The sequence below is a fragment of the Mucilaginibacter sp. genome, assembly GCF_028288225.1.
Lineage (GTDB): Bacteria > Bacteroidota > Bacteroidia > Sphingobacteriales > Sphingobacteriaceae > Mucilaginibacter.
In genome coordinates, this window is record NZ_JAQBOC010000066.1 from 85,877 (window position 1) to 99,750 (window position 13,874).

Below are 13,874 nucleotides of genomic sequence, written 5' to 3' on the forward strand. Positions count from 1 at the left end.
AGCGATGAAATTACTATTAATATGGGAAAACTTGTGCAATAAAGTTGATTGGTTGATTAGGTTAGATTGGGTTGATTAGATTATGACCGCTATGGATATACGAGGTACGACGTAGGGGCTTATAGCATAAGCCCTCGCCGATATTCGAGCTGCAATAGTTCAATAGGGCTTATGCGATAAGCCCCTACAACATCTTTACAACTTCATCAAACTTAAATTCAACATTCCATAATCGGCATATTGGGCCTGCTCAATGCGAATAACATGTTTGCCATTTAGTTTAATAATAGCATCCTTATGATTATCCTCATCATATTTTAACTTAGCAGGATCCCAGTTTTCAATAACTAATTTGTCATCAATATAAAGCTTAACAATTTCTGATGCGCTTATTCCTACCCTGTACACGCCATCAGGCACATCAATTTCACTGGTTGAAATTGTTGCTATTTTTTCTTTGGCGATGTTTTTGCCAAATCCTTTTCCGAAAATGCTGCCTATTTCTTTCCCTTCCGTAACCTTAACCGGTGTGCCACTGATCAGCTTTTTAAATTGTACTTCGTTCTTTAAGGGGTCATTGGTTGAATCAAAAGCAAACCATTTCATTTGCCATTGATACGGGATCTCAAACTCACGGTAATGAAACGGATACGCACTGCCTGCCTTATATTTTATACCGAATGGTGAAGTAACCGCTTCCCCTTTATATTCCAGTTCAATATCAATATCTGCCAATGCGCCGGTACCTTTTTGTACAACCAATTGAGCCGGGAACTCACCTGACAATGCAGAAGGTTTTGATGCTCCCTTAATTTTAATAATCTTCCATTTACCTGCAGGACCCATCACGTCAAAATACATTTTACCGGTGCTATCAGTTTTTGTTAACCAAAGCATGGGGTATTTAAAACTGTATGGTCCCCACTGGGTCATCATAATATATTTTCTTCCTTTGGGATGATTAGCGGGCAGCATTGCATTTTGCCCGGCTGTCATTCCCTTCAGTTTCGGGAAACAGGTGCTGTCAGTAACAGGTTTTACCTGGTCGCCTGTTTTATCAAAATAAATATTGCTTACGGTCGAGTCAAGCTTTTGCTGCATGATGCTACCGGTAATTTTATTATTAACTATGCTGATATCGCTCGTGTTATTAATATTAAAAACATTTTTAACATTGGTAAAGGTGTTATTGCTAATAGTGTAATTCATGCTCCGGGTATCCCGTTTCTGAACAAAACCATAACTTTTAGCCATTTTAGGGTTCGACCATAGCTCAATACCAACTTTGTCACCATTAAGGGAATTCTGAGTAATAATATTGTCTTTACCATGCTCAATAGCAATGGTTGACATATTGCCCGAAAAATCATTGTTGGCAATAATGGTATCGTAACTAAAGCCCGCCCAGATGCCATGCCAGCAGTCGTGGATGATATTATTAATTATCTTATTGCGACTAAAAGTAAGCTCAACCCCATTGGTAGGCGCGTAAGAAAAATCATTAGCATAAAGCAGGTTATCATTACAGCCACCATCGCCGGTATCCATGGTGGTTTGCCCCGCCCAAAGGAAAAATCCATCGCCGGAATGGGTTACTGAATTCCAGGCAAACGTGTTGTTATTGCATTGCTCAAACACCAAAATCCCTGCCGAATCCTGACCGCGATAGTAAACGCCATCGCTGTAGCCGCGTACATTCCAGTCCAGCTTATTGTACATTACTCTGTTTCTGCTGCTGCGGTACATGCCAATGCCAAGTCCTGAATTAAAGGAAAAATCATTGTTATAGATCAATCCATCATTACAATTGGTCATCATTAACCCGCACTGGCCTTCGGTAATGGTGTTATTATAGATCTCAATATTATCGCAATCCCGCAAATAAATACCTGCACCATAACGGAGCCATTCATCCTTTTCGTTGTGGTGGTAGCTCTGCCAGTCGGCCAGATCTTCCCTGTCGCGGGTGCTGTTTAAATGTTGTCTGAAATTATTGCTGAAATTGCCTTCGGTTATATGTAAAGCTTTTATTCCGCGGGCCATTAATCCCACCTTAAATCCCTTCACTATAAGGTTTTTCAACGTTATATTTCTTCCGTTTTTTATGATGATGCCCGTCCCCTTGAATTTATCGGGGTTTTCGTAATCAATGCTGCCCTCAATAATCGCCCCGTTAAAATCCACTGTTATATTGTCACCTTCAATAATAATTGGCGCTGCGGATAAGGAGTCGGCGCCTTCAAAGTGATAAACCTTATTTTTAATAATTACAGACTGTTTAATAACTATCCCTTTGAAAAGAGAAATTGGTTTGCCTTGTGCCTGGGCGAATCCGGCCGTTGAAACGACGAGAAATAGAAAAATAAGCGAACAGTTGATGTAAAAGTCTTTCATTCTTGAAATAATAAATTGTGGCAATTTAGCTTAATCAGGACAATTTAAGGTAATCCACTTAATAAACTACCTGGCCCACGCTCCAACATTTTCAATAATCATAAAACTTAAAAAGCCCTTACAACTTTTTTAAGTTGTAAGGGCGTATCTTCTTTTATAGAGACTTATTCTCTATTATAATGTGATGTTGAAGCGCTGCTTGCTATGAATCACCAACTATTTCAATTTCGCCAGCGCTTCTTTTATCCTTGGAATAAGCTGCCGGATCTCTTCCTGTGTGCTTGCACCAACTGATACCCTGAACCATGGCATATCATCGTCAGTACCAAAGGCAGCGAATGGCACAAAGGCTACTTTCGCTTCTTTGATCAGGTAAAAGTTAATGTCTGCTGATGATTTTAAAACGACACCATCTGGTGTGGTTTTGCCGGCATAATCAACTTTTATAGTAAGGTAAATGGCACCCATCGGCTCAATGGAATCAACATTAAACCCTTCAGATTTTAATTGCTGAAAGCCCTGGTAGAGTGTATTAAGGCTGGTTTGAATATTGCCTTTTAATTTAGTAAGGTAAGCGTTTACATTATCGTCCTGCCTTAAAAATTTAGCCATAGCAACTTGCTCAGCCTTTGGCGACCATGCACCCATATGGCCCACAATAGCTTTCATGTGACTAATCACCTCCGTTGGGCCAAAGCCCCAGCCTACACGTACACCGGTTGCCGCAAAACATTTTGATGCGCCATCAACAAAAATGGTTACATCTTTTAATTCGGGGCGTAAACTAACCGGGTTAAAATGCTCGTGGTTACCAAACGTTAGTTGTGAGTAGATCTGATCGTACAATAGATAAAGCGGTTTTTCGCCTGCCTTCCGGGTTTTGTTCTCGGCAATTACCAGGTCGCAGATCTCTTCCAGGTCCTTTTTGGTGAACATGGTGCCCGTTGGGTTAAGCGGCGAGCATAATGCCAGCAAAGTAGCACCTTTTAAATGCGGAGCTATCTCATTTGCTGTAGGCATAAAATTATTCCCGGGCGAAGTAGGAATAATTACAGCCTCGGCTTTTAGCAGATCGCAATAATGATTGTTGTTCCATGACGGTGCCGGGAAAACAACCTTGTCGCCCGGGTCAACAACGGCTAAAAATATAGAGTAGATCAAAGGCCTTGATCCGCCTGATACCAGGATCTGATTTGCAGCATAATCCAGGTTAAACTTGCTTTTTAAAAATGAGGATACACTTTCGCGCAGGCTCAGCACGCCATCGGCAGGAGGATAATTTGTTTGATTATCACCATAGGCATCAACAATACCTTGTTTTAGCTGGGATGGAATAGGGTAAATATTAGAGTCAAAATCGCCGATGGTTAAATTGGCAATATTTTGTCCCTGGCGTTTAAGTTCGTTTATTTCACCTGCAATTTTTATAATTTCGGACCCATGCAGATTTTGGGCTAATAAAGAAACACTCATGTGGATGTGCGTATTAGATGTGCTAATTTTGAATGTGCAAAGTTAAGCTAAAAGCTGAAAGCAAAAAGATTAAAGCGAAAAAGGTCTTTCATATTTACTAAACCAAATTAAAAGCCGAAAAGCTTTCTGCTTTAGTCTTTTAGCTTCCAGCTAAACCCCCTTGTTTCTTTGCCATTAACTCCCTAAGTTTGCGCCTCAATTATATTGTTATGTCAAAAGCATCTGAAATTAAAAATGGCAATATCATTCGTTTTAACGGTGAATTGCTACAGGTAGAAGAATTTTTGCATCGTACGCCAGGCAACTTACGTGCTTTTTACCAGGCGCGCATGCGTAATGTTAAATCGGGCAAGCTGGTTGAATACCGTTTCCGTACCGATGAAGATGTAACCATAGCCCGCGTTGAAACTAATGACTATCAGTATTTGTATGAAGATGGCGATGCGTTAGTGATAATGGATAACGCTACTTTTGATCAGCATAACGTACCAAAAGCACTTTTTGGCCCGGCTGTAAAGTTTTTAAAGGAAGGCATGAATGTTATTGTTGCTTTTGAAAGCGACGAACCGATTATGGCCTCTATCCCCGGTTCTGCCGAGTTAGAGATCACCTATACTGAGCCCGCCGTTAAAGGCGATACCTCAACCGGTGCCTTAAAAAATGCTACCGTTGAAACCGGCGCTGAAATAAAAGTGCCGTTATTTATTAATATTGGTGATAAGGTAAAAGTTGATACTGCTACCGGCTCATATGTGGAAAGAGTAAAGGCGTAAAGTCAGCCCCTGGCCCCTAAAGGCGAGATTAATGATATTGAAAGCCTCCGTTAGGGGGCTTTTTTGTTTAAGGCGTCTTTACTTTCCAGCCTTCAAAAGGCTTTACTGTTGCACAATTTGGACCGCCGCCTTTTGCTGTACCCGGTACATATGTTTCAAGGCCGGAAGCTGCCTGGTCAATAAGATCCCACGTAATTCCGGTTAAGGGTATTTTAAGCCTGCGGCTCCAGAGTGATTCCTGGCCGGCAAAGGTGCCTATATCAATATAAATGAATTTGTTTAATGGTACGCCCTGTACAAAAGGCCCCGCAAAGCCAGGCAGATCATCTTTTTGCTTGTCGCCTTTAACTTCAATGGTTAAATTAAAATGCAGATCCTGCATGCCCGAACGCTGGATTTGAATAGTTTCATATTTACTTCCGTGCCCTTTTTGCAGCCCAAAATCGACATTAGCGGGTGGCTTTTGCAAAACAATATAAAGATCGAGGTTCATAGCTATATAAATAAAGTAAATCCAAAACGGCAAAGCCTTCCTGAACACCATTAAAAAATTAACAATCAGTAAAAAATCAAACCACTTGTTTTTTATAATCTTTTTTCCAATCAATATAGCCCAATAAGGCTATGGCTACATATATGGCATACATAATTGCAGTAAGATGTAAGTTCTTAAATATATAAATACCTACATAAATTATATCAACAAAAATCCATATCAGCCAGTTCTCTAAAACTTTACGGGCTAAAAACACCTGGGCAACCAAACTGCATGCCGTACAAAAACTGTCAAGGTAAGGGTACGATGCAGGCGTGTATTTTAACAATGAGCCCAATATAAAAGTGAATATAATAATAGCTATAACAGAAAAGATGATCTCTTTTTTTGTTATCAATACCACAGGCGTTTTCTTTTCAGTTGTTGTTTTGCGGCTCCAGTAGTACCAGCCATAAATATTCATGGCCATAAAATAAAATTGCAAACCCATATCGGCATATAGCCGGGCATCAAAAAAAATAAAGATGTATATGCCTACACTTACTATTGCAAATGGCCAGTTCAAAATGTTATTACGCGCAGCCAGGTAAACACACCAAAGACCTGTAATTACACCCAACGTTTCTAACAATGTTTGATGCTTCAGCCACTCAGTTACGGCATGGAAAGTTTCCATAGATCAAAGGTAAAAATTTTATAGCCCAAACGTTCGGTACTGAAGCTACCTGCTCTTTTGGACGCTGCAGACTTTTTCGGCTCCTACCAGATCTTTACACGCTTATCCGGATCCAGCCACATTTTATCGCCTTTTTTAATATGGAAGGCTTCATAAAACTCGGGCACATCGGTAAAGGGCCCGTTTACGCGCATAAAGCCGGGAGCATGTTCGTTTGTAAGGATCTGGCTTGATAGTGCTTCTTTCCTTTCCTGCCCAAGCCAGCCCAATGAATAGCCCAGGAAAAACCTTTGAACAGGTGTTAAGCCGTTTATTGATTTCCCTTCTTTGTACTGATCGGTTTTCTTAAAGGCATCCAGCCCTATAACAATCCCACCAAGGTCGGCAATATTTTCGCCCTGCGTAGCTTTACCATTTACATGCAGGCCGTAAGCGCTATAACCATTAAACTGGTTAATAAGCATCTGGGCGCGTTGGGTAAACTTAATCGAGTCCTGTGGCTGCCACCATTCTTTCAGGTTTCCCTTTGCATCAAACTGGCGGCCCTCATCGTCAAAGCCATGCGTCATTTCGTGGCCTATAGTTGATGCTGCTGCATAGCCATAAACTACAGCATCGTCAACATCCTCATCCTTAACACCCGGAATAAGGAACTGTGCAGCCGGCAATACGATCTCGTTATTTGACGGATTATAATAGGCATTATAAGTTTGCGGTGTAATACCCCATTCGGTACGGTCAACCGGTTTGCCCAATTTATTAGCTTCGTACCTGTGCCAAAAAGTATTTGCACGCATTACATTTAAGGCATAAGGTCCGCGGTCAATGGTCAGTGTCGAAAAATCTTTCCAGTGATCAGGGTATCCCACTTTAGGGCTAACTTTTGCCAGCTTATCAAAAGCCTTTTCCTTGGTTTGCCGGCTCATCCAGTCCAGCTTTTCAATATGTTCTTTAAAGCTGGCACGCATGGCTTCAACCAGGTTTACGTAGCGTTTCTTTGTTTTCTCCGGGAAATATTCTTTCACAAAAATTTGCCCTAACACTTCGCCCATTAAGCCATTTTCGGTATCCAATACGCGTTTCCAGCGGGGTAATTGTTCTTTATTGCCATATAATACTGTTCCGTAAAACCTGAAGTTCTCGTCGTCAAAGGGCTTGCTTAGGTACGATGCATATGAGATCACAAGATTTTTGCGCAGGTAATTTTTCCAGTCGGCAATGCTATAAGTATTCAGTGCTTTGTTTAATGCCCTGTAGTATTCAGGCTGACCAACAATAACCGTATCGACATTTTTATAATCCATTTTATCAAATGTACCTTGCCAGTCAATTGCCGGTGTAAGCTTGCTGAGTCCGGCCACGGTCATTTTGTTATAGTTATGATAAGGATCACGCAGGTCTTCCAATTTCCGGGAGCTGTCTGCCAAAAACTTTTCAAGGTTATATGTTTTTTTACTTGCAGCAATTGCCTCATCCGGACTTAAACCCGAAAGTTTAAAAATAACAGGCAAATGCTTTTGTTGGTAGTCGGTCCTTATCTCAACACTATGTGGATCCGTATTAAAATAGTAATCGCGACTTGGCAGCCCTATACCACCCTGGAAAAGCTGCAGCAAGTTTTTATTGCTGTTCTTTGCATCCTGGCCAACGCCGGCAGCAATGGGTGTTTCAACTCCGATGGTTTCAAGGTGCGCAAACTCATCAACCAAGCTTTTAACATCCTTTACCTGGTTAATTTTTTCCAATTCGGCTTTAAGCGGATTTAAACCCTGTTTTTCAATATTAACGGAATCTAATCCGCTAAAATAAAAATCCCCGATCTTTTGTGTATTACTGCCTTTTGCAGCGTTTGCGGTTAAAGCTTCTTCATTGATCTTTTTTAACCGGTCCCGTAATTCCTCTATAACCACGTTGCCAATACCCCATGACGAATATGCCGCCGGGATAGGGTTTTTTTTGAGCCAGCCATTATTAGCATATTTAAAAAAATCGTCGCCGGGCTTAACAGAGGCATCCAGATCCTTAAATATTACATCATTATCAGCATGGTTTTTTGTTTTATGATTACAGGCACACATAACTAAAGTGCCAATGATGCAAGCGAGCAGCGTTTGTATCGTAAATTTTTTAGTCATCAATTTTATTTTAATGTAGATAATATGATACAACAGGTGTATGAAATATCAGACAAGATATTTCAATAAATCTGAATTTCATCCCATCTGTTTGAAATTCAGAACAAATAAACATCAAAAAAGGATACATTTTATTGTTCAGCTTTATCAAGTTGATACTTTAGGGCCGCAACAGAGGTAACATTCGTGTTACGTTTTGAATTTCTTTTATAGCTAATAGGAATTAAGTTTCAGTGCTTTTCAAAGCTACTTATAGCTACAGGTTGTAAAATTAATAATTGAATTTGTTAACCGGTTTAAAATCAGCACGTACATACTAGTCTGAGTTTTTAATAAAAGTATTTAGCATCACTCAAATTTTTTATGCTGAATGGGGTTGGTGCCAAAAAAAATAAAAATTTTATGGCTTAACATTTGTTCTGAATTGAACAGCCCTGCATACAATCTGTGAAAAACGATAAAACATCTACCTATAGAAAAACTTTGTTTTTGAATTCTCAGACGCCCAAGCTGAGGTTTTTTTGTTCTTTGTTTTGGGTTTAATCAATAGTTTAAATTAATTAGGGGAAAGGGAGCTTCAAAAAAAGCTCTCTTTTTTTTGTATATATTTTTTACTATGCATGCATAATATTATTTTTGATGACCGAATTAATAGCAGATGAACTTTGAATTAACCGAAGAACAAATAATGATCCGCCAGGCAGCGCGTGATTTTGCGCAAACTGAACTTAAACCCGGTGTAATTGAGCGGGACGAGCATCAGAAATTCCCGGCAGAGCAGGTAAAAATGCTTGGCGAGCTTGGTTTTTTAGGGATGATGGTTTCGCCTAAATATGGCGGCAGCGGCATGGATGCCATTTCTTACGTGCTGGCTATGGAAGAATTATCAAAAATAGATGCATCCGCATCTGTAGTTGTTTCGGTAAATAATTCACTGGTATGTTACGGGCTTGAAAAGTATGGCAATGATTTTCAAAAAGAAAAATACCTGGTGCCATTGGCTAAAGGCGAAAAAATAGGCGCCTTTTGCTTATCAGAGCCGGAAGCAGGATCAGATGCTACCTCGCAAAAAACTACCGCTGTTGATATGGGCGACCATTACCTGCTTAACGGCGTAAAAAATTGGATCACTAACGGCAACTCTGCTTCAACCTACCTGGTTATAGCACAAACGCATCCGGAAAAAAGGCACCACGGCATTAATGCCCTGATTGTTGAAAAAGGCATGGAAGGCTTTGAAGTAGGTGCCAAAGAAAATAAGTTGGGGATCCGCGGGTCTGACACGCACTCACTGATGTTTACCGATGTTAAAGTTCCGAAAGAGAACAGGATAGGCGATGATGGTTTCGGGTTTAAATTTGCCATGAATACATTGGAAGGCGGACGGATAGGTATTGCCGCACAGGCATTGGGCATTGCATCAGGTGCTTATGAGCTGGCGCTTAATTATTCAAAGGAGCGGAAAGCTTTCGGAAAAACAATTGCCGATCTGCAAGCCACGCAGTTTAAGCTGGCCGATATGGCCACAGAAATTGAAGCTGCCCGCTTATTATGCCTTAAAGCAGCATGGTTAAAAGACCAGGGCCAGCCATATGCACAAGCCAGCTCAATGGCAAAGCTATTTGCAAGCGAAGTGGCTATGCGCACTACAGTTGAAGCAGTTCAGATCCACGGCGGGTACGGTTTTGTAAAGGAATACCATGTGGAACGCCTGATGCGCGACGCCAAGATAACCCAGATCTACGAGGGGACTTCTGAAATTCAAAGAATTGTCATTTCAAGGGAGGTGCTAAAATAATTTGGTAAAAATTTAATAGGTTTGGGTATGTTATTAAAATCACGACTCATCCTATCAACTTTATTGGCATTTTCCATATTAAGTTCTGCATCCGCCCAAACCAAGCTAAAGACCGGCATTTGGCGCGGAACATTAAAAAACGAAAGTAAGCATGAGCTGCCTTTCAATTTTGAAGTAACTAATGTTGCCGGTCATCAGCAAGTAACCATTATAAATGGCACAGAGCATTACAAAGTGCCTGATGTAAAAATCAAAGGCGATTCAGTATTTGTAAAAATGCCTTTGTTTGATTCCGAATTCAGGCTGAAGCTACTGGGTGATAACCTAAGCGGTAACTGGATAAGGCATTTGGGCGACCATGACTCAGCCCTCCCATTTAATGCTGTACCGAATACCCCCTGGCGATTTTTAAAAGATCCGCAGAAACCGGCATTTGATATTACCGGCAGGTGGGCGGCTGTTTTTGGCGAAGGCACTCCAGGCCGCGATGAGCTTGTTGGTGAATTTAAACAAACCGGCAATAAGCTAACCGGCACTTTTTTAAGCACCACCGGCGATTACCGGTACCTGGAAGGCTCAGTATCCGGCGACAGACTTTACCTTTCGTGCTTTGATGGCTGCCATGCCTTTTTATTTACTGCCAAAATTAATGATGGCAAAGTAATTAGTGATGGTGAAAATTATTCTGGCTACTCTGCCTTTACAAAATGGACTGCTGTAAAAAATGCTAATGCGAAATTACCCGACGCATACTCATTAACCGCCCTGAAACCGGGCCATAAAAAGATTGCTTTCACCTTTCCGGATGTTAACGGCCGCGAGGTTTCATTGAGCGATGCCCGTTTTAAAAACAAAGTTGTTATTGTACAGATGTTGGGATCATGGTGCCCCAACTGTATGGATGAAACCAACTTTATTATCAATAGCGGCTATTACAAAAAATATCACGCTAAAGGCGTTGAAGTAGTTGGCCTGGCTTATGAGCGCACCACCGATTTCAAAAAATCGCAAAAAACACTGGCACAGTTAAAAGATCATTTCAAGGTGCCATATCCTTTGCTGATAACAGGCTATACCCCTTCAAAAGGTGATCCTATGAAAAGTCTGCCCACGCTGGCTGATTTTAAAGGCTTCCCTACTACCATTATTATTGATAAAAAGGGTAACGTACGCAAAATCCATACAGGTTTTAATGGCCCTGGTACAGGCAAGCATTACACTGAATTTGTTGTAGAGTTTGATAAACTGACGGAAGATTTGCTGGCAGAGAAAGGGTAATAATGTGCGGATGTGCGGATTTTTGATGTGCGAATGAAAAAATTAAATTCGGACATCTGCATATCCGCACATCCGCACATCCGAAATCCGCACATCATTCCCGCTCCTCCCACACCATACATAAATGCAAAATGGTTTCAACGGCTTTTTGCATATCCTGTACCGACACCCATTCCTGCTTGCTGTGGAATGCATGTTCGCCGGCAAAAATATTAGGGCATGGCAGGCCCATAAATGAAAGGCGCGAGCCATCAGTACCGCCACGGATGCTGCATAGCTTTGCATTTAAGCCCGCCCTTTTCATTGCCTCCATACCATATTCAACTATTTGCGGATGCTTATCCAGCATACTTTTCATGTTACGATACTGCGGCTTTACCTGCAGTTCATAAGTTGATGAAGGGAATTGGCGCCATACATTATCCGCTATTTTACGGATCACATCTGCATGTGCGGTAAGCTTATCATCATCAAAATCGCGGATAATAAAATCAATGCTTGCTGTTTCCACATGGCCTTCAATTGCTACCGGATGTACAAAGCCTTGTTTGTTTTCCGTCCCTTCGGGCGATAGCTCAAAAGGCAGGGCAGCAATTATTTGCCCGGCAATTTTTATGGCGCTTTCCATTTTGCCCTTTGCAAAACCGGGATGCGCACTTATGCCGTTAATTATAAGCTTTGCCCCATCCGCAGAAAATGTTTCGTTTTCCATATTTCCGGCACTTTCGCCATCCATGGTATAACCTGCATAAGCGCCAAGCTTTTCAATGTCAACCTTGTCTACTCCCCGGCCAATCTCTTCATCTGGCGTAAACAGGATCCTGACTTTGCCATGCTTTATTTCATGATTATTGATCAGCTGGTAACAGGCATCCATGATCTCAGCGACCCCGGCTTTGTTATCAGCACCCAGTAGGGTTGTGCCGCTGGCGGTAACCACGTCGTTCCCCAGCTGATTTTTAAGATCCGGGTGATCCTTCAGCTTTATTACCTGTGATGGATCATCCGGCAAAATAATATCGGCACCCTGGTAGTTTTTATGAACAATTGGTTTTACGCCGGTGCCACTGCAATCAGGCGCGGTATCCATGTGCGAGCAAAAACAAATCACCGGCACATTCTCCTTATCAGTATTTGACGGTATGGTTGCATACACGTAGCCAAAATCGTCCAGGTGGGCATCAGAAACGCCCATGTCCAGTAATTCATTTACCAGCACGCGCGCAAGGTCTTTTTGTTTTTCTGTTGACGGGATAGATTCAGAAGCCGGATCCGACTGGGTATCGATGGTTACGTACCGCAAAAACCTGTCAGTAACGGTAAAGCTGAGCAATGATTTAACATTCATATTAAGCAATTATGTCACTAAAATTTTTAATTTTGAGGGAACAGAATAATTCAACCCCAAAATTGTAAATATTGATCAACATTTAACCTTTGAAAATATATATTTTATTTTTTTTTGGAGTAATTGCGGCAATTGGAGCAAAAGCCCAGGCTGGTTATAATTACTATCAATTTGGCATTGGGGCTGGCGCAAGCTACGAACGCGGTTATACCAATGTTCCCCGGCAAAACAATAGTATCGGTTTTAACGCAAACCTAACTTATAATTACAATCCCTATTTACCTATTGAGCTCGAAATTCAAAAGGGCAAATTATCCGGTGGCGGTTTAACTGTTGATAAAGACAGGTTTGGCCGGAAGTTTACCAATAATTTTATTGCGCTTTACCTGCATGCCGATGTTCAGTTAGGCTCTTTTATTGATTACGGAAATGGCTGGTTTTTAAATGTTGTAAAAAACTTTTATGTTGGATCAGGTATTGGACTGGTAAGAAACAACAATACCGTTCAGCGCACCAATGTGATTTTAGCTAACGGGCCACTTACTTATGTTTTCCCCGGGTCCGATCAAAGCACCAATTATGCAATTCCTTTAAGGTTTGGCTATGAATTTAAGATCTTTGATTCATATGACCAGCCGGGCTGGGCAATTGATATTGGCTATGTACATAACCTTGTTTTTGGCGAGGGTTTGGATGGGTACGATGACCCGACCTCGAAATTTAAAAACAATGCCACTAACCAATACCGGCAATTTACAATTGGGTTTAAATATTTCTTTGGCACAACGGTATCATACAACAAACTGGTTAAAGAGTACGGATTTTAAGATGAATATTGAAGAACTTCGCGATTACTGCCTTAAAAAGCCTGCAGCTACCGAAGGTTTACCTTTTGGAGAGGATACGCTGGTTTTTAAAGTTGCCGGTAAAATGTTTTTACTTACCGGCATTACTGCCGGCAATAACTTTAATGTAAAATGCGATCCGGAACTGGCAGTTGAATTACGGGAGCAATACACTGAGGTACAGCCCGGCTACCACATGAATAAAAAAATGTGGAACACGGTTTATATGGATGGCTCACTAACCAGCAAACAGCTCCACCAAATGATAGATCACTCCTACGATTTGGTATTTAAGGGCCTCCCTAAAAAACTGCAGGAGGAAATTGTTGAGGGTAATCAATAAGATAATTGGAGCAAAAACGATGGCCCGCCATGGTGAGCCTGTCGAACCGCGACATGCGCAGGGAAATGAAGATGCTTGTGGGAGCGATAACCGGCCTGTCATGGTGAGCTTGTCGAACCACGACGTGCGCGGGGAAATGAAGATGCTTTAATGGAGAACAATCATTACGATGAACCAATATTTTGTACACATATTGCTTTGCAGGGATAATTCCTATTATACAGGTATTACCAATAATTTGGAAAGTAGATTATATGATCATCAAACAGGTATTGACCCTAAAGCTTATACTTTTAAAAGAAGACCGGTAAAAAT

12 protein-coding genes are annotated in these 13,874 nt (G+C 41.2%); 6 read left to right on the forward strand and 6 right to left on the reverse strand.

Translation table 11 applies throughout. The features are described 5' to 3' along the window. Positions 1-195: 195 nt before the first annotated feature. Both JWQ54_RS20175 and JWQ54_RS20180 read right to left on the reverse strand, forming a co-directional pair. Entirely contained in the window at positions 196-2,394 is a 2,199-nt protein-coding gene (locus tag JWQ54_RS20175; protein ID WP_299588571.1) for a right-handed parallel beta-helix repeat-containing protein, read from the reverse strand. Between the two features lie 216 nt (positions 2,395-2,610). Next, entirely contained in the window at positions 2,611-3,867 is a 1,257-nt protein-coding gene (locus JWQ54_RS20180; protein ID WP_299588574.1) for an aminotransferase class I/II-fold pyridoxal phosphate-dependent enzyme, read from the reverse strand. Positions 3,868-4,076: 209 nt separating this feature from the next. Here JWQ54_RS20180 and efp point away from each other — a divergent pair, with 209 nt between their 5' ends. Continuing rightward, positions 4,077-4,640 (forward strand): elongation factor P, encoded by a 564-nt coding sequence (gene efp, locus JWQ54_RS20185; protein ID WP_299588577.1) that lies wholly within the window; start codon positions 4,077-4,079, stop codon positions 4,638-4,640. Positions 4,641-4,707: 67 nt separating this feature from the next. Here efp and JWQ54_RS20190 read toward each other — a convergent pair whose 3' ends face one another. The 3 genes from JWQ54_RS20190 to JWQ54_RS20200 all read right to left on the reverse strand — a co-directional run bounded on the left by JWQ54_RS20190 (position 4,708) and on the right by JWQ54_RS20200 (position 7,947). Then, a complete protein-coding gene (locus JWQ54_RS20190) occupies positions 4,708-5,133 on the reverse strand; it encodes a DUF5990 family protein (protein WP_299588578.1) in 426 nt (141 codons plus the stop codon). Between the two features lie 76 nt (positions 5,134-5,209). After that, complete coding sequence (gene pnuC, locus JWQ54_RS20195; protein ID WP_299588581.1) at positions 5,210-5,812, reverse strand: nicotinamide riboside transporter PnuC; 603 nt, start codon at positions 5,810-5,812, stop codon at positions 5,210-5,212. An 83-nt stretch (positions 5,813-5,895) separates the two neighbouring features. Continuing rightward, positions 5,896-7,947: a M13 family metallopeptidase gene (locus JWQ54_RS20200; protein WP_299588584.1), complete on the reverse strand. Its 2,052-nt coding sequence runs from the start codon at positions 7,945-7,947 to the stop codon at positions 5,896-5,898. 658 nt (positions 7,948-8,605) lie between these two features. Between JWQ54_RS20200 and JWQ54_RS20205 the strand changes: the two genes are divergently transcribed. Together JWQ54_RS20205 and JWQ54_RS20210 are read left to right on the forward strand one after the other, a co-directional pair. Beyond that, positions 8,606-9,745, forward strand: a complete 1,140-nt coding sequence (locus JWQ54_RS20205) for an acyl-CoA dehydrogenase (protein WP_299588586.1) — start codon at positions 8,606-8,608, stop codon at positions 9,743-9,745. Between the two features lie 27 nt (positions 9,746-9,772). Further along, positions 9,773-11,023 (forward strand): peroxiredoxin, encoded by a 1,251-nt coding sequence (locus JWQ54_RS20210; protein ID WP_299588589.1) that lies wholly within the window; start codon positions 9,773-9,775, stop codon positions 11,021-11,023. Between the two features lie 94 nt (positions 11,024-11,117). Here JWQ54_RS20210 and pepT read toward each other — a convergent pair whose 3' ends face one another. Beyond that, positions 11,118-12,371 carry a peptidase T gene (pepT, locus tag JWQ54_RS20215; protein ID WP_299588592.1) on the reverse strand — a complete coding sequence of 418 codons (1,254 nt, stop codon included), beginning with the start codon at positions 12,369-12,371 and terminating at the stop codon, positions 11,118-11,120. Between the two features lie 89 nt (positions 12,372-12,460). On the opposite strand from pepT, the gene JWQ54_RS20220 reads away from it, so the two are divergent. The 3 genes from JWQ54_RS20220 to JWQ54_RS20230 form a co-directional block, all read left to right on the forward strand. Beyond that, a complete protein-coding gene (locus tag JWQ54_RS20220) occupies positions 12,461-13,198 on the forward strand; it encodes a hypothetical protein (protein WP_299588595.1) in 738 nt (245 codons plus the stop codon). Between the two features lies 1 nt (position 13,199). Further along, positions 13,200-13,559 carry an MmcQ/YjbR family DNA-binding protein gene (locus JWQ54_RS20225; protein ID WP_299588596.1) on the forward strand — a complete coding sequence of 120 codons (360 nt, stop codon included), beginning with the start codon at positions 13,200-13,202 and terminating at the stop codon, positions 13,557-13,559. A gap of 169 nt (positions 13,560-13,728) precedes the next feature. Next, on the forward strand, positions 13,729-13,874 hold a 146-nt coding region (locus JWQ54_RS20230), incomplete at its 3' end, for a GIY-YIG nuclease family protein (protein ID WP_299588601.1).